The organism is Natrononativus amylolyticus (genome assembly GCF_024362525.1).
Classification (GTDB): domain Archaea; phylum Halobacteriota; class Halobacteria; order Halobacteriales; family Natrialbaceae; genus Natrononativus; species Natrononativus amylolyticus.
Genome location: NZ_CP101458.1, coordinates 2759828 through 2781957, shown reverse-complemented (window position 1 = coordinate 2781957; position 22130 = coordinate 2759828). Strand labels below are relative to the sequence as shown.

General features: G+C 67.1%; 23 protein-coding genes, 2 tRNA genes and 1 pseudogene. 7 read left to right on the top strand and 19 right to left on the bottom strand.

What is annotated here, in order from left to right; genetic code table 11:
- Window positions 1-65: 65 nt before the first annotated feature.
- Complete coding sequence (locus NMQ11_RS14450) at window positions 66-803, top strand: creatininase family protein (protein ID WP_255169152.1); 738 nt, start codon at window positions 66-68, stop codon at window positions 801-803.
- Between the two features lie 30 nt (window positions 804-833).
- On the opposite strand, the gene NMQ11_RS14445 is transcribed toward NMQ11_RS14450, so the two are convergent.
- Together NMQ11_RS14445 and NMQ11_RS14440 are read right to left on the bottom strand one after the other, a co-directional pair.
- Window positions 834-1277: a DUF5790 family protein gene (locus NMQ11_RS14445; RefSeq protein WP_255169151.1), complete on the bottom strand. Its 444-nt coding sequence runs from the start codon at window positions 1275-1277 to the stop codon at window positions 834-836.
- Between the two features lie 126 nt (window positions 1278-1403).
- Window positions 1404-1769: a dihydroneopterin aldolase family protein gene (locus tag NMQ11_RS14440; protein WP_255169150.1), complete on the bottom strand. Its 366-nt coding sequence runs from the start codon at window positions 1767-1769 to the stop codon at window positions 1404-1406.
- Between the two features lie 91 nt (window positions 1770-1860).
- Here NMQ11_RS14440 and azf point away from each other — a divergent pair, with 91 nt between their 5' ends.
- Window positions 1861-2604, top strand: coding sequence for an NAD-dependent glucose-6-phosphate dehydrogenase Azf (gene azf / locus NMQ11_RS14435; RefSeq protein WP_255169149.1), 744 nt, complete (start codon window positions 1861-1863; stop codon window positions 2602-2604).
- Here azf and NMQ11_RS14430 read toward each other — a convergent pair whose 3' ends face one another.
- The 3 genes from NMQ11_RS14430 to NMQ11_RS14420 all read right to left on the bottom strand — a co-directional run bounded on the left by NMQ11_RS14430 (window position 2605) and on the right by NMQ11_RS14420 (window position 5452).
- Window positions 2605-3216, bottom strand: coding sequence for a DUF309 domain-containing protein (locus NMQ11_RS14430; RefSeq protein ID WP_255169148.1), 612 nt, complete (start codon window positions 3214-3216; stop codon window positions 2605-2607).
- A 357-nt stretch (window positions 3217-3573) separates the two neighbouring features.
- The gene (locus NMQ11_RS14425) at window positions 3574-4671 is read right to left on the bottom strand and encodes an aminopeptidase (RefSeq protein WP_255169147.1); all 1098 of its coding nucleotides are present in this window, start codon (window positions 4669-4671) and stop codon (window positions 3574-3576) included.
- Window positions 4672-4729: 58 nt separating this feature from the next.
- The gene (locus NMQ11_RS14420) at window positions 4730-5452 is read right to left on the bottom strand and encodes a queuosine precursor transporter (protein WP_255169146.1); all 723 of its coding nucleotides are present in this window, start codon (window positions 5450-5452) and stop codon (window positions 4730-4732) included.
- A 125-nt stretch (window positions 5453-5577) separates the two neighbouring features.
- Between NMQ11_RS14420 and NMQ11_RS14415 the strand changes: the two genes are divergently transcribed.
- Together NMQ11_RS14415 and NMQ11_RS14410 are read left to right on the top strand one after the other, a co-directional pair.
- Entirely contained in the window at window positions 5578-5724 is a 147-nt protein-coding gene (locus NMQ11_RS14415) for a hypothetical protein (RefSeq protein ID WP_255169145.1), read from the top strand.
- An 80-nt stretch (window positions 5725-5804) separates the two neighbouring features.
- Window positions 5805-5939 carry a transporter gene (locus tag NMQ11_RS14410; RefSeq protein ID WP_255169144.1) on the top strand — a complete coding sequence of 45 codons (135 nt, stop codon included), beginning with the start codon at window positions 5805-5807 and terminating at the stop codon, window positions 5937-5939.
- Between the two features lie 91 nt (window positions 5940-6030).
- Here NMQ11_RS14410 and NMQ11_RS14405 read toward each other — a convergent pair whose 3' ends face one another.
- Both NMQ11_RS14405 and NMQ11_RS14400 read right to left on the bottom strand, forming a co-directional pair.
- The gene (locus tag NMQ11_RS14405; protein ID WP_255169143.1) at window positions 6031-6282 is read right to left on the bottom strand and encodes a hypothetical protein; all 252 of its coding nucleotides are present in this window, start codon (window positions 6280-6282) and stop codon (window positions 6031-6033) included.
- Window positions 6283-6544: 262 nt separating this feature from the next.
- A pseudogene (locus tag NMQ11_RS14400) lies at window positions 6545-6868 on the bottom strand (PIN domain-containing protein); the annotation flags it as partial.
- Between the two features lie 51 nt (window positions 6869-6919).
- On the opposite strand from NMQ11_RS14400, the gene NMQ11_RS14395 reads away from it, so the two are divergent.
- Window positions 6920-7345 carry a hypothetical protein gene (locus NMQ11_RS14395; protein WP_255169141.1) on the top strand — a complete coding sequence of 142 codons (426 nt, stop codon included), beginning with the start codon at window positions 6920-6922 and terminating at the stop codon, window positions 7343-7345.
- A gap of 261 nt (window positions 7346-7606) precedes the next feature.
- Here NMQ11_RS14395 and NMQ11_RS14390 read toward each other — a convergent pair whose 3' ends face one another.
- The 11 genes from NMQ11_RS14390 to NMQ11_RS14340 all read right to left on the bottom strand — a co-directional run bounded on the left by NMQ11_RS14390 (window position 7607) and on the right by NMQ11_RS14340 (window position 18799).
- The gene (locus tag NMQ11_RS14390; protein ID WP_255169140.1) at window positions 7607-8599 is read right to left on the bottom strand and encodes a hypothetical protein; all 993 of its coding nucleotides are present in this window, start codon (window positions 8597-8599) and stop codon (window positions 7607-7609) included.
- Between the two features lie 577 nt (window positions 8600-9176).
- Window positions 9177-9251: transfer RNA gene (locus tag NMQ11_RS14385), tRNA-Ile, on the bottom strand.
- Between the two features lie 75 nt (window positions 9252-9326).
- On the bottom strand, window positions 9327-9455 hold the full coding sequence (locus NMQ11_RS14380) for a hypothetical protein (RefSeq protein ID WP_255169139.1): 129 nt from the start codon (window positions 9453-9455) through the stop codon (window positions 9327-9329).
- Between the two features lie 146 nt (window positions 9456-9601).
- Window positions 9602-10192 (bottom strand): MogA/MoaB family molybdenum cofactor biosynthesis protein, encoded by a 591-nt coding sequence (locus NMQ11_RS14375; protein WP_255169138.1) that lies wholly within the window; start codon window positions 10190-10192, stop codon window positions 9602-9604.
- Window positions 10193-10364: 172 nt separating this feature from the next.
- Window positions 10365-11582, bottom strand: coding sequence for a CobW family GTP-binding protein (locus NMQ11_RS14370; RefSeq protein WP_255169137.1), 1218 nt, complete (start codon window positions 11580-11582; stop codon window positions 10365-10367).
- 63 nt (window positions 11583-11645) lie between these two features.
- Window positions 11646-12875: a YncE family protein gene (locus NMQ11_RS14365; RefSeq protein WP_255169136.1), complete on the bottom strand. Its 1230-nt coding sequence runs from the start codon at window positions 12873-12875 to the stop codon at window positions 11646-11648.
- A 111-nt stretch (window positions 12876-12986) separates the two neighbouring features.
- Window positions 12987-14924: a copper resistance CopC/CopD family protein gene (locus NMQ11_RS14360; protein ID WP_255169135.1), complete on the bottom strand. Its 1938-nt coding sequence runs from the start codon at window positions 14922-14924 to the stop codon at window positions 12987-12989.
- Window positions 14925-15048: 124 nt separating this feature from the next.
- Window positions 15049-16290 carry a CDP-glycerol glycerophosphotransferase family protein gene (locus tag NMQ11_RS14355; protein ID WP_255169134.1) on the bottom strand — a complete coding sequence of 414 codons (1242 nt, stop codon included), beginning with the start codon at window positions 16288-16290 and terminating at the stop codon, window positions 15049-15051.
- Entirely contained in the window at window positions 16257-17015 is a 759-nt protein-coding gene (locus tag NMQ11_RS14350) for a phosphocholine cytidylyltransferase family protein (RefSeq protein WP_255169133.1), read from the bottom strand. The genes NMQ11_RS14355 and NMQ11_RS14350 overlap by 34 nt, the downstream gene beginning before the upstream one ends.
- 72 nt (window positions 17016-17087) lie before the next feature.
- Window positions 17088-17843: a polysaccharide deacetylase family protein gene (locus tag NMQ11_RS14345; protein ID WP_255169132.1), complete on the bottom strand. Its 756-nt coding sequence runs from the start codon at window positions 17841-17843 to the stop codon at window positions 17088-17090.
- Entirely contained in the window at window positions 17840-18799 is a 960-nt protein-coding gene (locus tag NMQ11_RS14340; RefSeq protein WP_255169131.1) for a glycosyltransferase family 2 protein, read from the bottom strand. Before NMQ11_RS14340 ends, NMQ11_RS14345 begins: the two co-directional genes overlap by 4 nt.
- A gap of 228 nt (window positions 18800-19027) precedes the next feature.
- Here NMQ11_RS14340 and NMQ11_RS14335 point away from each other — a divergent pair, with 228 nt between their 5' ends.
- Entirely contained in the window at window positions 19028-20269 is a 1242-nt protein-coding gene (locus NMQ11_RS14335) for a glycosyltransferase family 61 protein (RefSeq protein WP_255169130.1), read from the top strand.
- A gap of 270 nt (window positions 20270-20539) precedes the next feature.
- Here the strand turns inward: NMQ11_RS14335 and NMQ11_RS14330 are convergent.
- Window positions 20540-20612 (bottom strand) — tRNA-Asn (locus tag NMQ11_RS14330).
- A 125-nt stretch (window positions 20613-20737) separates the two neighbouring features.
- Here NMQ11_RS14330 and cca point away from each other — a divergent pair.
- Window positions 20738-22111: a CCA tRNA nucleotidyltransferase gene (gene cca, locus NMQ11_RS14325; RefSeq protein ID WP_255169129.1), complete on the top strand. Its 1374-nt coding sequence runs from the start codon at window positions 20738-20740 to the stop codon at window positions 22109-22111.
- Window positions 22112-22130 lie beyond the last annotated feature (19 nt).

Here is a 22130-nt window from a genome sequence, read left to right as displayed (position 1 = left end):
TATCGCGTGTGTTCACTCGAGGCCGAGCCGTCGGCTACAAGACTTCCCACCTCGTTGCCGTCTGCATGCATCTCGCGGACGCGACGTGGACCGACGTCGAGGCGACGGAGACGGAACTCGCAGTGCTGCCGGTCGGGAGCACCGAACAACACGGCCCACACGCCCCTCTCGGAACCGACACGCTCGCGGCGACGGCGGTCGCCGACGCGGGCGTCGACCGCTTCGACGGCGAGGTCGTCGTCGCCCCCACGGTTCCGATCGGGGTCGCCGAGGAACACCGCCAGTTTCCCGGCACGATGTGGGTGTCCCCGGAAACGTTCCGACGGTACGTCCGCGAGTCGGTCGACAGCCTTGCTTCCCATGGGTTCGATCGGGTCGTTCTCGCCAACGGCCACGGCGGGAACGTCGACGCGCTCAGGGAGGTCGCAGGCACCATCACCCGCCACGACGACGCCTACGCCGTTTCGTTCACCTGGTTCGAGGCCGTCGGCGACCACTCGAGCGACATGGGCCACGGCGGCCCGCTCGAGACGGCGCTGATGCGCCACGTCCATCCCGACCTGGTTCGGGAAGACCGCATCGAGGAGGCCCGTGAGGGTGGTGCCGACGGCTGGGGGGAGTGGGTTAGCCACACGAACCTCGCGCACGACTCGGCGGAGTTTACCGAAAACGGCGTCGTCGGCGATCCCGGGGAGGGAAGCGCCGAGCGCGGGACGCGGCTGCTCGAGCTAGCAGCCGATTCGCTGGCGCGGCTGCTCGAGGCGGTCGAATCGCGGGACGTCTCGCGGCCCGAGCGCCGATAAGTCGGTGTGTTCGGACGGTCGACGACCTGCTTACTCGTCGTCTTCGTCGGACTCCTCGTCTGCGTCTTCGTCCGCGTCGTCGGCTGGCTCGGCGCTCTCGAGGGTGCCCCGGAGCGCGGGGATCGTCGAGGTGAGGTCGCCGACCTGCTCGCCGGCCTCGGAGATGTCCTCGATCGCTTCCTCGATATCGGCGATCTCCTCTTCCAGGTCGTCGGCGTCCTCGAAGGCGTCGGCGCGCTGGCCCATCGTGAACCACTTCTTGGCGTCGCGGAGGTGATCTTCGGCGTCGCCGGCGTCGAGCGCCGACTTCAGCCCGTTGAGCACGCCGAGTACGTTCTCGGCGTCGGTCTCCCAGACGTCGTCGGCCTCGGGAAGGGCGTCCCAGGCCTTCTCGAGGGAGTTCTCCACGTCCGATCGCATCTCGCTTGCCGCCTCGCCGAACAGCTCGTCGTCGTTCAGTGATGCTTGACTCATGACTGTCAGTTCAGCCCCACATGGGTTAAAAGGTCGCCCGAAAGTGAAAGTGAAAACCGCGCTCTCGAGGCCGGTATCCGGAAAACGGCGTGCCGGTTTCGAAACTGATAGTGTTCGGCCGACGCCTCACCCCTCCCGGCCGACGGAGACGACGCGCATCATCGGGTACCCTCCTTCCATCTCCATGCGCGCGACGACCTCCCGACCCTCGTAGTCGACGAGGAGTTCGACCTCGAGAAAGCGTCCCGTCAGCTCGGTGTAGTCGGCGGCCGACTCCGCGAGTTCGGCCTCGAGTTCGGCCTCGCGGACGGTGACGGCGACGTCCCGGCAGTGGGGCTGGTTCTCGATCGCCGCCTCCATGGCCGCCGCGAGAGACGGCGCGCTCTCGAGGGTGAGCGGGGTGCCGGCGAACTGGTGGTACAGCGACCCGAACTTGATCCCCGCCTCGAAGCAGGCGATTTCGGCGTCGGTGGGTGTCGTCTCGGCGCTCATGTGCGGGGCCTCGCCGGCGCTGACCAAGGGCGTTCCGGTGGTGCGCTGGAACCGTACGTTACTTATCGCCCGTCGCCCTCACACCGAACGAATGGCACAGTCGGTCCTGTTGACCGGGGCTGCGGGGCGCGTCGGCCAGGCGATCCTCGCCGACCTCGCCGACGAGTACGAGTGGCGGTTGCTCGACCGCGAACCGCCCACCGAGGAGCTGCCGGGCGAGTTCGTCGTCGCGGACATCACGGACGATGACGCCGTGTACGAGGCGATGGAGGGAATCGACGCCGTAATCCACCTCGCGGGCGACCCGCGTCCGGAGGCGCCGTGGGGCAGCGTCCTGGCGAACAACATCGACGGCACCCACGCCGTCTTCCAGGGAGCCGTCGACGCGGGCGTCGAGAGGGTCGCGTTCGCCTCCTCGAACCACGCCGTCGGCGCCTACGAGACCGACGAACGCACCCCCGACATGTACCGCCCCCACGACGAGTTCCGCCTCGACGGCACCGAACTCCCCCGCCCGGGGAACCTCTACGGCGTCTCGAAGGCCGCCGGGGAAACCCTCGGCCGGTACTACCACGACGAGTACGGACTCTCGGTGGTCTGCGTCCGGATCGGCAACCTCACGAAGGGGCACCCGCCGATCGACTACGAGCGCGGCCAGGCGATGTGGCTCTCCTACCGCGACTGTGCGCACCTCTTCGACCGCTGTCTCCGGGCGGAGTACGGCTACGAGCTCGTCTACGGCATCTCGGACAACGACCGCAAGTACTACTCCATCGACCGGGCCCGGGAGGTCCTCGGCTACGAGCCGCGGGACAACTCCGCCGCCCACGACTGATCAGAACAGCCCGTCGACGTCCCGCTCTCTCGCCGCTCGACGGGCGACGTGACCTTCGAGTCGCTGCGCGACGACCCCCCGGTTCTTCGGTTCGCGGACGAAGTCGAACAGGAGCGCGACGAACCGGCTCCCGTCGCCGCCCTCGAGATCCGCCAGCGCGTACGCTCGAGCGGTCTCGAAGACGTCCTCGTCGTACCCCAACTCCTCGGCGAGGACGACGGCCGCGAGGGCCGTCTCGGCGGCGTCGAGGGTCACCAGGCGCGGCGTCGCGCTCTCGACGGTCAGCTCGGGCGGCCGACGGCGCTCGATCACCGCCGGATCCGCAGCCAGCACCGCGAGGTAGCCGCGGACGGGCTCGAGGCCGACCCCCCGGTAGGTCGCAGGCAGCCCCGAGAGGTACTCGGTCGCGCTGGTCGCCAGCCCCACCGCCCCCTCCCAGTTCCGCCTGCGGGCGTGGTAGACCGCGGCGGTGAACTGGATCAACCCGTGGAGCAACCGCTCGTCGTCGGTGCCCGACTCGAGATCGAGCCACGTCGGCTCCCAGGCGTCGTGAGCGGCGTGGACGTGGCCGTCGTTGTAAATCGCGGCGCCGGCCCGGAGTGCGACGTACATGTTCGTCTCACCGGTTCGGTCTCGGGGGGAATAAACGTCGTCTCCGATCGCGTGTTCGGAGACGGGGTGATGTCGAACGTCTGCCTGTGAGGCGAGTCGCCGCGACTCGCCCGACAGCAGACGGCCACGGGTTGATGCAGGCCGGATACGTTCCGCCTCCGGCGGGGCGGGCAGACAACTGTCGAAATCGGGGACCGGGACGAGACACGGTCGACTCATCCCGACCGGCTACGTGCCGCCGCCGGTCAGGCGGTACTCGATACGACGCCTGTATGGTACATTATTATGAGTGTATTTACTTCCGAGACGAACGCCGAAACTCCGTTAACAGGTTGCTAACGGGCTCCCGACGCGGTCTCACCCCTCGAACCCGTCCTCCCACCGAAACCGCCCGTTTCGCTGGACGACCTCGCCGTCGATCTCGAGTCTCGACTCCTCGCTGACGTCGGTGATCATGTCCACGTGGACCGCCGAGTCGTTGCCGGACTCGCCGTCCGGAAGGCAGGCGTCGTAAGCGCGGCCGACCGCGAGATGAACCGTATCCCCCATCTTCTCGTCGAAGAGGATGTTGTCGGTGTACCGGTCGATACCCCGGTTCATGCCGATGCCGAGTTCGCCCAGCCGGCGGGCCCCCTCGTCGGTGTCGAGGATCTCGCCGATCACGTCGGCCCCCTGGGCGGCGTCGTGGGCGACGACCTCGCCGTCGTCGAACTCGAGGCGGACGTCGCGGACCGCCTCGCCGTTGATCGTCATCGGGACGTCGAAGGCGACCTCGCCGTCGGTGCCGTAGGGGGCGGTGAACACCTCGCCGCTGGGCAGGTTGTGGGAGTCATAATCGACGGACGCGGCGCTGTTGACGGCGGTTCGGCCGTCGATCCGCATCGCGAGATCGGTCCCCTCTTTGACGAGGCGGACCTCCTCGCCCTCGTCGAGCAGCGCCTTCAGCCGGGCCATCTCCTCGGCGAGTTCCTCCCAGTCCCGGAGGATGGCGTCGTAGGCGAACGCCTGGTACTCCGCGAACGCCATGTTCGCCTGCTGGGCCAGCGACCGGGTCGGGTGGACCGTCGACACCCAGCGGGTATCGTAGCGCGCTTCGCGCGTCTTTTTCAGGGCTTTTCGCCGCTTCTGTCGGATCTCGCTCGGCACGTCGGCTTTCGCGCTCGTGTTCCGCCCGCCGCCGATCGAGAGGTAGACGTCCGCGTTCTCGACGAGCGCGCGCTCGTGGGCGGGGTCCTCGTCGAACTCGCCGTCGTGGGCCTGGAGGTAGGCCCGCTCGAGTTCGCCCGAACTGTACGTCGCCAGCAGGTTCGCGCCGCGTTCGCCCAGTTTCTCGGCGACGGCGACGGCCAGTTCGTGGGCGTCGGGACCGACGCTCAGTACGACGTCGTCGCCGCGCTCTACCCGCGCGCTCCAGTCGACCAGCACCTCGGCGTGCTCGTATACTCTCTCGTCCATACCCGTGGCTCTCGGTCGACTCACTAAACTCTCCGGTTCCGGTTTCGGTCGGGCCGTCTCACGCGGAAACCGGCTCGTCGCTCCGGGCGGCTTCCCTCGAACGAACCAGCGCGACGACGGCGTAGACGACCGGCGTATCGAGGACGGCGATGGCCAGTTTGAGGAGGTACTGGCCGACGATCAGCGAGACCAGGACCTCGGTCGGCAGGGTGACGCCGACGCCGAAGACCGCCGGCGCGAGCGCGAAGGCGACCCCGACGAAGATCACGGTGTCGATCGCCTGGCTGCTCGCTGTCGAGGCGACGTTTCGCAGCCAGAGGTGGTCGCCGTCGGTGTACTCGCGGATGCGGTGGAAGACGACGACGTCCCAGTTCTGGCTGACGACGTAGGCGAGCAGGCTGCCGGCGACGATGTTCGTCGAGGCGCCGAGGACGTCAGCGAACATCCCCGGATCGATGCTCTCCTCGGCTGCCGGGGCGGCGATCGTCGACCAGACGAGAAGCAGGACGACGAAGTTCATCGCGAAGGCGACGTTGACGACCACCTGGGCGGCCCTGCGCCCGTACAGCTCGGAGTAACAGTCGCTCGCGAGGAAGGTCAGCGCGTAGGCGAGCGCCGCTCCCGGCAACACGAGCTCCGCACCGGTCACCGGCAGCGAGACGGGCAGGGAGAACGCGAGCACCTTCGAGGCCGTCAGCTGAGCGGTCACCAGCGCGGTGACGAACAGCCCGATCAGGGCGACCTGCGGAACCGTCGGATGGGCGACTCGAGTCTCGGTCATGGTCGTCCTTCTCGAGCGACTGTAGTAAACGATACTATTCGACGATGGCCCTGGTGCTCTCGGGGGAATCCTCAATCGATCCCGACGATCCGAAGTTATACACCCGCTGACACTGTACTCGCGCCATGGCCTATCAGACGACGCTCGGCTGGTCGCTCGTCTCCTCCGGTATCGTGACGCTGATTCTCAAGGTCCTTCCCGGCGACTCGCTCTGGTGGGGGCTGCTCCTGCTCGCGCTCGGCGTCTGGGTGCTGTACGTTCGCCGCCGGTGAGGCGTCGATCTCGAGAGCGGACTTAAGTCCTCGGAGACTGCCTGCAGCAGCCGTTCCCCCGTCCCCGGTGAGAGTATCGTATGGTCCGTCCCTCGACGATCGTCATCCTCGCCGGCGTTGTCCTGCTCTTCGTTCCGATCCCGCCGATCGCAACGATCCTCGGCTTGCTCGTCATCCTCACTGGCGTGCTCATCCGGGTGTTCACCCAGAGCTGATACGGACCTCCTGCCCGCTGGTTCCGGCGCAACCGCAGGGCAGCTCGCGGGTAACCTGCACACCGGTATCCCTGCCAATGCGAGGCGGACGCTACTCGAGCCAGTCGTCCAGGTCGGCTTCCGCCTCGAGCGAGAGCCACCAGAGGTGGGTCCGACCGCGTATCTCGAGGTGCTCGAGGACGCCGTCGTCTACTAACTCGTACAGCTCCTCGCGGAGTTCCGCGGGCTCGACGTCGAACTCGCCGGCGAGATAGCGCGTGTTTACCACGGGTTGTGGCGCGTCGACGATCGCTCTCACGACGGCCGTGGGGGGTGCGGCCGTCTCGTCTCGGTTCGGAGTCACAGGAATCGTACGGGCCGCGGTCAGTTGAATCCGTCCGTCCGGCGTCTCGAGGTGAGCGAACGCGAGCCTCGCTACGGACCCTGCCGGATTATGAACCACGCCCAGGCGTGCTCGCTTCGCTGCGCGCGACTGGTCTGGTTCAAACCGGCAGCGGTTCGTTCAACACCGCTCGCTGTCGCTCGCGGGTTTCATGGGCCCAACTGTACGCATTCCCTCGAATGCCTATACTGACCCACTTGGGGCGCTGTATAGTGGCGATCAGTCATCTCTGCGTGTGCACGGGTAGAACTGAGGACTGGTCCGCCGATTGGAGCGCGTCAAACGAGTTGATCACGTCACTCCTCGAGTACGTATCGACCAGGTCCTGTTTGTCGAAGTCAGGATCGTCGCTCCAGGTGGCAGCATCGCTGGCGATCGCACACGCGAGGTACAGCACATCGTCGGGGTCGGTGTCTCCGATTGCTGCGTCCGCTGTCTCGATAGCCGGATAAAAGTCACTGGCAGAGACGACCTCAATGTACTGAAACAGGAGGTCGAGGAACTGTGCCACTCGATCTGGTTCCATTCCGGATTTCTCCACGATCAGCAGGGACAATCAAACGGTAGCTCTGGGAGCGTTCATGTTAGTGTCGATAGGTTGCTTTCTCCAGACACGCCTGGAGAAGCATTCGGAGCGCTCTTTGCAGCCTCCATTGGCTTTCTGTTCCTGTCAGTGATTGGATTCGGAACCTACCTGATGCTGGTTCCGGAGGGAGGTGGGACGGTCGGGATAGCTGCGGTTACCGCGTCGTGGGTCGGAATCACAGTCTCGCTGTTCGGGTATACCGTTTGGTCGGCGTGGCAACTCCGAAAACTGCCGCGAGACGCCGACCAGCCGACCGTCCGATCTCCGATGGGAATACTAACACACGTTGTTGTGCTGGTTATCGTCGACCCCAACGATCCGGACGAGTACGACAGGCGACTGCGTTTTACGGCCATGACGCTCGTTCTGGCGATAATCGCGCTATCGGCACCCTTGCTCGCGCAGATCGGCAGTCCTGGCCGCCTTCCGGATAGCTGAAAAAGAGGGCGATACAGCGCTACACTCCCGTCCTCAAGGAAGAGCGACAATAGTCGTAAGTGAGTCGACAGAGTGTCACATTTGCGCCCTGTATCTCGTAGGCCTCGTTCAACCTATCCAACAGTTGGTAGAAAGCGCTTGCAACATCCAGAGGATTAGTGCAGCACAACGACTTTGTTTGTTTCACGGCGAAGTCAATGAATCGGCCGTTCAGTAGATATGCTTACTGCGCACATTCAATATCGACATCTCGGGAGTTTCCTATTTTAATAGAGTCTGACGGATACGTTCTACTATTGTTTCCTCATCAGTCGTTTTGACTGGTACTTTCCCGCCGTCCCCCATCTTTTCTCTCGTGTCCCCACCATCGTCTTCTCCTTCTTCGAGCATTTCGCCCATTTCTTCACCATCTTCTTCGAGCATATCGCCCACTTCTTCACCACCTTCTCCGAACATTTCGCCAATCTCCTCACCGCCTTCTCCGAGCATCTCACCCGCCTCTTCACCACCTTCTCCGAACATTTCGCCAATCTCCTCACCGCCTTCTCCGAGCATCTCACCCGCCTCTTCACCACCTTCTCCGAACATTTCGCCAATCTCCTCACCGCCTTCTCCGAGCATCTCACCCGCCTCTTCACCACTTTCTTCGATCATCTCAGCTGTCTCCTCACTGCTCTCTTCAAACATATCGCCCGCTTCTTCACCACCTTCTTCGATCATCTCAGCTGTCTCCTCACCACCTTCTTCGAGCATCTCGCCGGTCTCCTCGCCACCTTTTTCGAGCATCTCACCCGCCTCTTTGAGCATCTCGCCCGCCTCTTCACCACTTTCTTCGACCATCTCACCGATCTGTTTACTTCCGTCTTCGATCTGATCGCCGAGTCCCTCGCTGGTCTCTCTAATTCGATTGGCGACGTTCTCAGTCGTCTCCTCCGTCTTTTCTGCTACTTTTCGACCACCCTTCTGGACTTGATCAGCCGCGTCGTGGGTCATCCCCCCCGTATAATTTTTGACCGTGTTAGTGACTCCATGACCCTGCTTTGAGGAGCCGTTGCCCTCAGAACGGACCTTTTCGATTATTGGGCCAATCCAATCTCGGAGCACGTACCCAAGGCCGACGAGAGTGATTACATCAATTACCCGGGGACGAGATCTTCCCTCTTCAGTAGTCAATCTCTCCTCATCGCTGGTCGTTCTCTCTTCGTGTCTGGTCGTCCCTCCGTGTGCGATCGTCGTGTCTGGCTTACTGGACATGAATTAATATCATTGATCCCTACTGGCAGTATACTTCGGCTGGCATCAGCAAGTCGAAAAAATGGCTGCTGAAATTCTATTCTCCAAACAGTATGTGACGGATAACAGAAGGTATGGAGCACATACTAGAGATATAAACACGCGGGTTCACTTGGTAGAAGACTGTCCGGCCTGATCAGGGAACCAACGTACCGCTGGTTGGCCAATTGGTGAGCAGTATACGCTATGTCCTGAGCATTCGACCCTTCACGCTGATCGGGCTTTGCCTCGTGCCACAGTCGCGCTGTGTATTTAGCACGGTCGCCGAATCCTATCACTCATTAAGAATTTCAACAGAGCCAGATTTGAAACTCTACTATGCGCGAACAATTAGTCCGAACACGTCTCAACCACTGATTGATTAACTGTCCACAGCACACCGGTTATCAGAGAAGACCCGACGACAGCGACCCACGTCTAACAGCTGGATGAACTCCATACACGGCTCACGGTTCGATCACCACCGAGATCTCGAAAATAAGAGGTACTGGCGTTGTACCCTTCGGTTCCGTTGGCTCAGAACCGTGCAGAATTTGGATGGGCCCTGACGGATTCGAACCATCGACCACTCGGTTATGAGCCGAGCGCTCTAACCAGACTGAGCTAAGGGCCCTCACCCGTCACGACCCGTGCGCGATAGTTAACGCTTACTCTCCGGTCTCGAGAAAAACCGCCGACCCGCGGCCGATTACGCGGTGAGCGTCGCGAGTTCGTCGTCGCTCAACTCCGCCTCGAGCTCCTCGCGGGTGTGGGACTCGAGGATCTCCTCGCGCTCGCTGGCACTCAGTTCGTCGACGTCGTCGAAGCAGTGGCACATAGCGTTCGAACTGACGACGTTTCCCCTCATAAAGGCTGTTAGCACCCGGCGTGCGGTTGTGTAATACCGGCAACGTCTTGTGGATCATTACTAACTCCACTCAAAAAATTGCTATCCAAGTCGCGAGACGCGCTGGCGTGTCGCTCTCAGGCGTCGTCCTGGTACTCCGCCAGCGTCTGATCGGTTCCGTCGACCCGGTGGCGCGTCGCCAGTCCGGCGAGATGCGGCGCCTCGGGGACGATGAGCTGCTCGCAGGCGGTTCGGCAGGCGTTCTTGCTCCCCGGCAGGCAGAACACCGGCGTGTCGCTCGCGATGCCGGCCGTCGCGCGGGAGGCCATCGCGCGCGTGCCGACCTCGTCCCAGGAGAGCGAGCGGAACAGCTCGCCGAACCCTGGGAGGTCGCGCTCGAACAGTCCCGACGCCGCCTCGGGTGAGACGTCGTCGGCGGTGACGCCCGTCCCGCCGGTGGTCACGACGACGTCGATCTCGCGGCGGGCGACCAGGCTCCGGACGGCGGTGCGGATCGTCGCGTAGTCGTCGCGGACGAGAACGCGCTCGCGGACCTCGTGGCCGTCGGCCTCGAAACACTCCTGTACCGTGTCGCCGCCGGGGTCGTCCGGATCGGATTCGGCCGATTTCGAACTCGAGACGGTCACCACCGCGACGTACAGCGGGTCGATGACGTCGTGTCCGTGGTGGTCGGTGCTCCGCCTGTCGGCTGCGTCGTCGGTCGTCATACCGTAGTATCGTGAGCGCGACGCCATAATCGCTACCGATGCGGTCGACGGCTCGCCGCGGGGGCGGCTACCGAACACTTGCGGCTGCTCTCGGACGGTTTCCGCACGTCAGTTCCGGCGCAGCCGCGAACCGGCCTGCGGGTGCGCGGGGAACTCCGCAGGGCAGACCGTCTCAGCCGTCTCTACGGTCGCTCTCGCCGACCGTCACCAGTTCGCCCATCGAGGTCGGCGCCGGATTCTCGTACAGAGACCAGTCCGCCTCGAGCTCCGCGTCGGTGAGCAGACAGTCGTCCAGGCGGTCACAGAGCGCGTCCATCGAGACGTTCCGGCCGATCAGCGCCAGCCGGCACTCGCGGTCGCCCCACCGCTCGTCCCAGACGAGGTCGGGCTGGCTCTCCCGGTAGGTCTCCTGTTGTTGCTCCGAAAAGCTCGCGATCCAGCGGCCGGTGACCTCGAGGCTCGTTTCCGTCCCCGCGTAGCTCATCGTGATCGCCGCCCGCTCCCGCCCGGCGAGCCAGCAGAGTCCCTTCGCGCGGACGAGTCCCGCCGGCAGGTCCGCCAGCAGGGCGGCGAACCGCTCGGGGTGGAGCGGACGGGTTCGCTGGTAGGTGTCGACCTCGATGCCGTAGCGTTCGGGCGGGTGGGTGTGGTCGTGAGCGTGTGCGTGGCGGTCGCCGTCGGCGTCGGCCTCGATCGCCGCCTTCCAGCCCGCGGCCTCGCGCGCCGCGGTGAGGTCGAACCGGCCGGCCTCGAGTAACTCGTCGGGGTCGACGGCGCCGTACGCCGTCGTCAGGATCTCCGCCCGGGGCTGGAGGGTTTCGAGCAGCGCCACCACCCGCTCGCACTCGTCGTCGCTTACCAGGTCGCACTTGTTCACGACGAGCAGGTCGCAGAACTCCGCCTGCTCGAGCAGCAGGTCCGCGAGCGGGCGCGTCCCGCTCTCGTCGGGGCCGCGCCGTTCCGGAACCTCGTCGCCCTCGGCGAACGCGTCGTGGAACGCGCGGGCGTCGACTACCGTGACGAGCTGGTCCAGCTCGTAGGGGCCGCCGGCGGGGCCGCGGACGAACTGGTGGGCGATCGGCTCGGGCTCGCCGACGCCCGACGCTTCGACGACGAGGGCGTCGAACTCGTAGCGCTTCCAGAGTTCGATCACCGACCGGGAGAGCTCCGTCCCAAGGCTACAACAGATACAGCCGTTCTCCAGGGCGGTGACCTCCGCGCCGCTCTCGAGGTCGGTTCGCGCTTCGACGAGATCGGCGTCGACGTTCACCTCGCCGACGTCGTTGACCACGACGGCGATCTCGCGGTCGTCGGTTTCGAGGAGCCGCGAGAGCAGCGTCGTCTTTCCGGCGCCGAGGCCGCCACAGAGGATCGTGACCGGGACGGACATTCGCTAGTCGTGCGGGGGCGGGCGCTTGTCGGTCTTCCGGTTCCGGCTCCGTCCGGAGCCGATCTACCGGCTCGAGTATCCCGTTCCCGACTCGCCGACGTACTGGACGGTGTCGACGCCCGGCGCGACGTCCACCTCGGCGACGAGTTCTCGAGCGGCCATATCGACCACCGCGACCGTGCCGTCGGCGTCCGACGGCGTGACGAAGTAGTCGCCGCCGGCGACGCCCGCTCGGTACCGGCCGTCGATCGCGCCGACCGCGAGGCGGTCGATCTCTTCCAGTCGGTCGACGTCGAGCACGGCGACGTCGGCGGGTTCGGTGTTCGCGGCGAACGCGTACAGCGCGTCGTCGCCCTCGTAGTACCGGAGCGCGCCCGGCTCGCCCTCGACGTCGATCTCGCCGACGACCTCGCTGTCCTCGCTCGTCGCGTCGACGAACCGAACCGTCTCCCCGTCGAGGACCGCGAGCAGCGTCTCGTCCGGAGAGAGGTACAGCCCGCCGTCGAACGGGAGCGCGTCGGCGAGTTCGTCGCGTTCGGTGTCGACGACGGCGGTTTCACCGACGCCCGACCGCTGGAAGTACGCCAGCCCGGTCTCGGGAGCGTACGCCTTGTAGTGAGTGCCGCCCTCCTCGCCGAGGTCGACGTGGCCCGTCCGCTCGCGTTCGGCCAGGTCGATCGTCGTCGCCGCCGGCGCGGTCACGTTCGCGCCGTAGGCTCGCTCGCCGAGGTCCGGATGCGAGAGCAGTTTGCCGTGGCCGCCACCTTCGAGACCCGATTCGACGGTGTCGAGCACCTCGAGGGTCTCCGCGTCGACGACGTAGAACGCCCCCTCGGCGTCGGAGTGCGCCCAGATCTCGCCCTCGACCGGGTTGTAGGCGTGAACGGGATCGGGGCCGACGTCGACCCACTCCTCGAGCGCTCGAGTCGCGGTGTTCACGACGGCGAGTCGCGCTCGGCTCCCCTCGGTAACGAAGATCCGCTCGCGGTCGGCGGTGATCCGCGGATCGCCCCACTCCGCGCCGTCGACGCCGTCGGTGATCTCGTTGACGACGGCGCCCTCGTCCGGGTCGATGAGGGCGATCGTGTCGGGGGCGAACGCGTAGACGAGCCCCTCGCTTCCCGGCTCGGGCGGCGCGTCGTCGCTCTCGCCGCCGTCGCTGTTGGTGCTCTCGGTCGAGTCGTTCGTCTCTGCCGGCTCGTCGCCATCGTCGCCGAGACAGCCGGCTAACCCGACCGCGATGCCAGCGCCTGCCACCCGGACGAACCGGCGCCGACCCATCGACGTTTGCATACTCGAGCGTCGGCACCGCACCCCCTTTCGGGTTCTGGTGCGAACGCCGAAATCGGGTCGATCGGTGTCACACGGCTCCGCAGACCCGGCGACTCCCGACGACCCGACCCGTCAGCCGTCCCGGACGTGCCGATCGAACCGAAGCGTCTCGAGGACGACCGCGACCGTTCCGAGAAGCCCGACGACGACGGCACCAAGCTGGAGCCAGACCGCGAACGGGCCGTCGGGGGCGCCCTGCTGGTCGTGGTCGTGATCGGCGTGGGCGTGTCCCTCCGGAATCGCGTACACTCCGACCCACTCGCTCGCGTGGTCGCCGTCGACCCACGCGGTCGCGCGGACGTCCCACCACTCCGGCTCCGGCAGGCTCTGTACCGTCGAGTACGTCCCGTCGTCGGTCTCCTCGAGGCGCACCTGGAAGTCGGTTCCGTGGCGCTCGTTTCGCACGAAGAGGTCGACCCCGTCGTCGGCGGACACCCGCTCGCCGCCGCGCTCGAGCGAGACGTCGAAGACGACCGGCTCGCCCTCCTCGACGTGCGCGCGGTCGTGCGCCTCGAAGGAGGGGACGACGGTCACGATAACGTCGAGGTCGCCGTCGCCGCGCTCGAGAACCGCCGGCTCGTGGGCGTCGTCGCCGGCCACCGCGGCCGTCGGTACGGACGTGATCACGCCCGAGAGGACGACGACGAGCACGAGGATGGCGACCTCGAGGCGGATCGCACGGACGACCGAGCCCACCGTCGGATCCGTCGGCTCGTCCCCTCGTCCGCCGTCGCTGCTGATCGGCCGGCCGCTCGCCGCGGGGCCGTCCCCGTCGGCGGTTCGCAGCCGTCGCAGGAGGACGAACCGGGTGACCCCGCCGAGCCCGAGCGCGAGCGCGACGAGCGCGGTCTTCGCCGAGAGCGCGGTGCCGTACAGCGTCGACTCGAGGGCCGCGAGGTCGGGCACGTGCCAGGCCGCGAGCAGTAACCCGGTCGTGAGCCCGACCGTGACGCCGGTCAGCGCGACGATCGAAAAGCGCGCGACGACGGTCCCGGCGACGCGGGCGCGCCGGTCGGCGGGAACCCGCTCGAGAAGGGGCGGCACCGCGAGTGCGAGTGCGGCCAGCCCGCCGACCCAGAGCGCCGCGCTCCCGACGTGGGCGACGTCGACCGCGGCCCCCTCGAGGCGGGCGATCATCGTCGCGGAGTGGCTCGTCCAGCCGATCGCGAGCTGGACCGCGAGCCCGCCGGCGACGGCCGCGCCGAGCCAGTACCGGCGGGGGAGGTCCCGTCGCGTCGAGACCGCCAGCACGCCCGCGACGCCGGCGGCGACGGCCACCTGACCCAGCCACGCGCGCCCGAGGGTCGTTCCGAGGTACGCCTCGAGGCTCGCCCGCGTCGGCGAGGCGCCGACTGACGTCGCCTGGACGAACCCGAGGGTGACGACGCCGGCGAGCAGGGCGACCGCGGCGCCGGCGAGCAGCCGTTTCACCCGCCGGTCGCCGAGGGCGTCGTTCCCGCGCCCGACCGACCCGAACACCGGATACACCGCGACCCAGAGGGTCACCGGCACGCCGACGAGTCCGACGACCGAGAGCAACACCAGACCCTTGGCCGCTGCCTCGAGCCACGACACGTCGTCGTCGCCGTCGTCCTGAACCGCGAGCAGCTGGTCGCGGTCGAGTTCGCCCTCGCCGACGACGAAGAGGTACGTTCCGGTCGTCGTGTGGCCGTCGTCGGCCAGCACCTCCCACTCGACGACGTACACCCCGTCCCCGTCTCCCTCGAGCGGCGCGGTCACGACCCGCCGATCGTCGGGGTCGACGGCCGCCTCGCCGCTGACGTCCGCCCCGTCGGGATCGGTGACGGTGATCTCCGCGAGTTCGATGCCGTCGCCGGCGAACCGGAGTTCGACCGCCGCGGGGAGTTCCTCGAGGCGCTCGCCCTCCCCGGGCGTCGACTCGGCGAGGTAGGCGTGGCCGGCCGCCGGGGCGACGAACAGCAGACAGACGAACAGAAGAATCACGGCGGTACGAACCGCCCCTGAGCCGGCTCTCTCTCGTCCGATCATCGTCGATCGTCCGTTACTCGGGGTCGACGGACGATAACGGCTCGCTCTCGCGCTGGTCGGGTGGTTCGAACGGACACGATCGCTCTATCGGTTCTCGGGTTCCGCCCGACCTGTTCGTTCTGGTTCAGTCCTCGAATCGGGCGCGATCGCGCCCACGTCCGCGGTCGGAACAGCCGACTCTCGGATCGAACCGGTCCCCGACCGCCCGACACCGGCTCTCGGTCCCGGTGTTCACCAGCGCCTCCCGGACTCGCTCGCGCTCTCGAGCGTACTCGTCGGCCTCGAGTACCTCCTCGAGTCGCTCGAGGAGGTCGTCGAACTCGGTCGCCACCGGTCCGGGCGTCGCCGCGTCGTAGTCGAGGTAGAAGCCGCGCTCGGCCCGGTAGGCCTCGAGGTCGAAGGGGTAGAAGACCACCGGCCTGTCGAGGTGTAAGTAGTCGACGTAGATCGACGAGTAGTCCGTGAGCAGCGCGTCGGTGTGAGCGAGCAGCGGGTAGACGTCGACCTCCTCCGGCACCTCGACGATCCGGGAGAACTCCCCCTCGAGGTCGATGGGCTCGGCGGGATGGGGTTTGAACAGGAGTCGGGCGCCCCGCGACGCCAGCCACCGATCCAATTCGTGGAGGTCGAGGTGGTCGACGACCGCTTGCCCCGTCTCGCGGTGGATCGTCGGCACGTAGAGGATCACCGGTCCCGCCTCGCGGTAGTTCCGGTAGCGCTCCTCGAGGGCCTCCTCTCGAAGCGGGTCCTCGCCCTCCCACGCCCCCGCGGGAACGTCGTTTCGCGGGTAGCCCGTCGCGAGGACCCTGTCCGCGTCGATCCGGAACGCGGAGGCGAACGGCTCGACCATCGCCTCGCTCGGGACCGTGATCCAGTCGTAGCGGTCGAACAGGGCGTCCTTGACGAGCCGTTTCAGCCGCTCGCGCCTGCGTCGGAGCTTCGGTGCGTCCCAGCCGATCCGCTTCAGCGCGACGCCGTGCCAGAGCAACACCTTGGTCGCGCCGCCGGCACACGGGCGGTTCACGTCCGGCATCCCGTGGGTCACGAAGACGTACCCCGCCCGCAGCGCGATCCACCGGCCCCGGAGCGAGTCGGCGTGAAACGCCTCGTACCCCCGCTCCCGGAGTGCGGTCACGACCTCGTCGTTTCGCGAGAGCCACACCGCCCTGACGTGCGCTCGCCGGTCGGCCGTGTCCAGGAACAGGTACTTCGCGTTGTCCCGGAAGGCGTCGCCGCCGTTCGAGCCGAACACCCACAGCGAGTCGTCCCGCGGGCTCACGAGCGAGAGCACGAACAGGAACCCGGCGAGCAGCCCTCCCGCGGCGCGGCGGATCACAGCGGTCGTTCGGGCGTCGCCTGTGGCCACCGACCGCGCGCCCGCTCGAGGTCCTCCGGGGTGTCGATCTCCATCCAGGGCTCGCCGATCTCGACGTACTCGATCTCGCGCTCGGCGAAGAGCCGGTCGAACGCCGCCTCGTACCAGTCGGTGACCGCTCCCCGGTCGACGAACGCCTCGAGGTGGTCGAACAGTCGGGCGGCGTCCTCGGCGGTGAACCGCGAGACGCCGATGTACTCCCCGTCGCCGTCGTCGAGGTAGACGCCGGTCGCCCGATCCTCGCCGTCGAGGTCCTTGCCGATCGTCTCGACGCGCTCGGCGTCGAGGGCGACCTGCATCTCCTCGTCCTCGAGCGCGTTTCGGGTATCGACGAGCAGCGCGCTTCCCCCGGCCCGGTGCAGGCGCTCGAGGCTCGCCGCGGGGAACAGCGTGTCGGCGTTGATCAGGGTAAAGCCGTCCGCCGCGTACTCCTCGGCGAGCCACAGCGAGTAGATGTTGTTCGTCGAGTCGTACTCCGCGTTGTGGACGAACTCGACGGCGAGACCCTCGCGCGAGCCGCAGTGGTCCTCGATCTGTTCGCGCTCGAACCCCGTTACGACGACCACCTCGTCGTAGCCGGTCGCCTCGAGGGCGTCGAAGATGTGATCGAGAATGGGCTGTCCGCCGACGTCGAGCAGCGTCTTCGGGGTGTCGTCCGTGAGCGGCTGGAGCCGTTTCCCCCGGCCGGCGGCGAGGACGATCGCTCGTCGTTCCATGTGTGGGCCACTCCTCGAGCGTCTATTTATATATGCACCAGTTAGCCTCGGTTGGGTCCCTGCTAGTCCGATTCACGAGCGCCGCGTGAGGTGTTTGTTCGAATCGGAGACGGTGAACTTGAGCGTCGAGAGCGGCGCCGCGCCGTTTATCCGGGGGATAAGGTGCGGGTCGGTCTCCGCCGTGATGAGTGCCTCGGAGCCCTGTCCCCTGACGGCGTACTCGTGTTCCTCGCGGACGACGTCGTGCACCGCCGGCGACCAGTCGTAGAACGGGTACGAGAACCGATCGACGGAGACGCCGAGTTCGGCTTCGATCCGCTCGGCGCCGCCGGTGATCTCCGCGCGCAGCGCCGACTCGTCGTCGAGTTCGGTGAGCGGAACGTGGTTCGTCGTGTGCGAGCCGACGGTCACGAGCGGATCGTCCGCGACCGCCCGGAGCCGCTCCGCCGTCATGAGCGGCTCCCCCCGCAGCTCGGTCACGGTGGGGTCGTCGCCGAGCGACCCGCCGATGACGAACACCGTCGCCGGCACCGAGTACTCCCGGAGGAGCGGCAGAACCGTCTCGTCGAACGACTCGAGGGCGTCGTCGAAGGTGAGCGCGACCCGTTTTCGCTCGCCCGGCTCTCTGACCGCCGGCAGGTCGACGACCTCGTAGGCGTCGGTGAGCCACTCGAGCTGTCGCCGAAACTGCGTCTGGGGGATGTCGTCGTAGCCGCCGCCCCCGACGGAGTGGTAGACCAGCACGTCGTTGTGTCGGTCGGGAAGTCGCTGGTAGATCCCGGTCCGTCCGAGCTCGCGAAGGCCTCGTCTGGCGATCCTGCGTATCACGGCCGACCCCCCGCCGGTCGGTTCCCGGCGCGCGACTGTTCGATCCACTCGAGGATGCCGCCGCCGGTCCGCGCGAGCTTGCTCAGGGAGTCGATCGCGTACAGACCGGCGATCTCGCGGCCGCTCGGCCGGGCCTCGCGGGCGGTGAGTCGCTCGTAGAAACCCAGGGGGTTCGGCGGCAGGAACTTCCGCGGGTGAAGCGGGTGGACGCGCTCTGCGCCCTCCGTCCGCTCGGGGTAGTACACCTGCTTCTGGATCGCGCCGCGGCCGATCCGGACCTGCTTTCTGAGCCACGCCCGGAGGTCCGACCGCGCCGCGTGGTACATCGTGATCTCCGGCTCGAAGTGCTGGTCGAAGCCGGCCTCGGCGACGCGCTTGCCGAACTCGCCGTCGCCCTGCGAGACGATCCGCTCGTCGAACCGTCCGACCGCGTCGAACACCTCGCGTCGAACCGAGAGGCTGCCGGTTCCGGTGAAGTTCCGCTCTCGCATGTACTGCTCGACGGGGAACCCGCCGAGTGTGCGATCGTAGGTCGCCGTCAGCGTCTCCCGCTCGACGTACAGCTCGACCGGACACCCCATGTAGTCCCAGCCGTGTTCCTCGTAGGAGGCGACGATCGACTCCGCCCAGTCTTCCTCGACGGTCATGTCCGCGTCGACGAACGAGACGATCTCCCCGCGCGCGTGTTCGATCCCCTCGTTTCGCGCGGCGTACGAGCCCTGGATCTCGTCTTCGACGAGCAACCGGACGGTGTCGTGGAACGATTCGAACGCGCGGATCACCTCTCGAGTGCCGTCGGTGCTCCCGTTGTCGACGGCGAGGATCTCGTACGCCTCGGCCGGGTAGGTCTGGGCCGTTACCGACTCGAGCGTCTCCCGGATCCCCCGCGGGTCGTTGTAGACCGGAACGACGACCGAGAGGATCGGTTTCGTCCCCGACTCGCGTGCTGTGGTCACAGTCTCCCCGGACCACGGCACCCGTTCTAAAACCGTCGATACGGCCAGATGACGCGGCGGTGCAACACATTGATGAGCGCCCGTGTGGACGCGAGCGCATGAGCAGCGTCACGGAGACCAGCCGCCGGCACTCTCCGAGCTAATGCGGCCCCGCTTCGCAGACCCGGCCGTCCGGTCGCCGCTTTCGGCGGGTCGCGAGTCGGAAGCGCCGAATCGACACGGGGACGGATGAACGCGCCGCGCGAGCTCCCGGCTCGAGCCGCGGAGATCTACCGCGAGCACGGCCCGCGGGTGCTGGCGTCGAAGGTGGTCGGCTTTCCGAAGTCGGTCGCGTTCCACCGGGGGCTCGAGCTCGTTCCCCGCGAGGAGCTACGGCGCCACGCGGCCGCCCGCGACGGGCTCTGGATCGAAGGGGCCGAATCGTCGCGTCGAATTTCGTCGACCGACGTCCCCCCGCAACTCGAGGAGTTTTCGGGCACCTACGACCCGGCACCGCGCTTTCTCTGCTCGCTGTCCAACTGTTCTCTCGCCGGCGAGTCCGCGGTCGGCCTGCTCGCGGACGGTCGAATCCTCCTCGATACGGCCGGCTCGGACCCGGACCACTTCTTCGCCGAACACAGGCCCCTTCTGGGGACGAAAACCGCCTGGACGCTGGCCCTCGGAACCCTCGCGTCGCGCCCCCCGTCGCCCCGCCGGCGCATCCGGTCGCCCGTGCTTCCGCTCGTGCCGTTCTACGACAACTACTACTACCCCTGGCTGGTCGAGTACCTCCCCAAACTCCGGTTGCTCGAGCGCTACGAGGCGGAGACGGGTCGCGAGCCGGCGGTGCTGATCGAGGAGGGAGCGCCCTCGTTCGTCCACGAGACGCTTGCCCTGCTCGGCTACGGGGACCGGTGTCTCGAGTGGGACGGCGCCGGCTGCCGGGTCGACGAACTCCTGGTCACCGACCACCGCCTGGCGACGTCGTGGGCTGGTCCCAGGTACGGCTTCGACCTCTCCTACGAGGACTGTCGGTGGGTTCGGGAGGCGCTGCGCGCTGCGGTCGACGCCGCTCCCGGAGCGTGCGCCGACGGCAGGCGGATCTACGTCTCCCGTCGGGAAACCGAGCGCGGCCGGCGGATCGCGAACCACGAGGAAGTCGAATCCGTCCTGGCCGACTACGGCTTCGAGCCGGTCGTCTTCGAGTCGCTCTCGGTCGCAGACCAGATCCGGCTGGCCTCGAGCGCCGAGGTCCTGCTGTCGCCACACGGCGCCGGGTTCGCGAACATGCTCTTCGCGGACGATCCCCTGATCGTCGAACTGTTCCCCGAGACGCTCGTTCGCCCCTCGTACTACCTCCTCTCGGGGCTGCTGGGATTCGAGTACGAACCGATGGTCGTCGAGGCGAGCGCACACGACCCGCACGACGACCTGCTCGTCGACCCCGACCGGCTCGCCGCGCGACTGGACGGGCTGCTCGAGCCCGCGTAGGCTGTACGGTCGCGCCCCGGCGTGTGACTCGCCTGCTCGGCGTTTCACTTTCGCTCGAAAGAGATTCGCTCGGCGCTAGCGCTCCTCGCGGGAGTGAGTTCCGAGCAGAAGCGCCGAAGCCAGGACTCGAACAGGTGCGAGACGGTCCGGACACTCGCTCCGTTCGTGTCGGGCTGCGACTCGCGTGCTCGAGCCTGTTTGTCCTGCTTCTGCTCGGTACGAATTCGCTCGGCGCTAGCGCTCCTCGCGAGAGTGAGTTCCGAGCAGAAGCGCCGAAGCCAGGACTCGAACCTGGGACCGCCTCGTTAACAGCGAGGTGCTCTACCAACTGAGCTACTTCGGCTCGTCTTCACGTTGTTCGGAGGATTTGATAGGGCTTTCGTTTTCCCCCCACCCGCGTGTCCTCCTCACACGCCGGTCGACCCCGCTCCGATACGCTTTCCCGCCCGCCTCGAGTACCTGCCCCCAATGACCGACGAGGACGCCGACTCCGACGACTTCGAGGCCGTCGTCGCCGAGGTCCACGAGCGGATCGATCCCGACGCCGACGAGCGCGCCCGCCTCGAGGACGTCGCTCGAACGCTGCTCGAGCGCGCGACGGCCGCCGCCACCGACCGCTGTGCCGGCGCCGACGTCGTGCAGGTCGGCTCGACGGACCGGGGCACCTGGATCAGCGGCGACCGCGACATCGACGTCTTCGTTCGCTTTCCGCCCGAACTCGACCGCGAGACGCTCGAGCGCTACGGGCTCGCGGTCGGCCACGAGACCCTCCCGGAGGGCCACGAGGAGTACGCCGAACACCCCTACGTGAAGGGGTCCCACGGCGGGTTCGACGTCGACGTCGTCCCCTGTTTCCGACTCGAGGACGCCACCGAGATTCGGTCGGCGGTCGACCGGACGCCGTTTCACAACGAGTACCTCGAGGCCCGCCTGACCGACGACCTCGCGGCGGACGTCCGCGTCGCCAAGCAGTTCCTGAAGGGGATCGGCGCCTACGGCTCGAACCTCCGAACGCGGGGGTTCAGCGGCTACCTCACCGAGTTGCTGGTCGTCGAGTACGGCGGCTTTCGCCCCCTGCTCGAGGCCGCCGCCGACTGGTCGCCGCCGGTCGAACTCGACCCCGAGGATCACGGCCGCGCGAGCTTCGGCGATCCGCTGGTGGTCATCGACCCAACGGACCCCGAGCGCAACGTCGCGGCGGTCTGCTCGGCGGAGAACGTCGCCCGCCTCCAGCACTACGCCCGCGAGCTACTCGCCGACCCGCGTCTCGACCCCTTCGACCCCGCCGACCCCGAACCGCTCTCGGCGGGCGACCTGCGCGAGCACCTCGAGCGCCGCGAGACGACGCCCGTCGCGGTGCGCTTTTCCCCGCCGGATCTCGTCGACGATCAGCTCTACCCCCAGCTCGAGAAGTCGCTCGAGGGGATCGTCGCGGGGCTCGAGGATCACGAGTTCGACGTCTTCCGAGCGACGACGTTCGCTGACGACGCTGCGGTGATCTTCGCCGAACTCGCCGTCACTGAACGCCCCGCGGTCGAACGCCACGAGGGGCCGCCGGTCCACGTTCGTCCGCACGCGGAGGGCTTCTACGAGACGTACGCCGACGACGCCGACGCCTACGGCCCGTTCATCGACGGCGACCGCTACGTCGTCGAACGCGAGCGCGAGTTCACCTCGGCGCGGGCGTTCCTCGAGAGCGACGCGCTGTTCGGGGTGGCGCTCGGCGCCCACGTCGAGACGGCGCTCGCCGAGGGCTACGAGGTGCTGTCCGGCGAGGAGGTGACGGCGCTGTGTGCGGAGTTCGGCGCCGAACTGACGCGGTACTTCGAGCCGACCCCGTAATCGGACCGGCCCCGGTCGG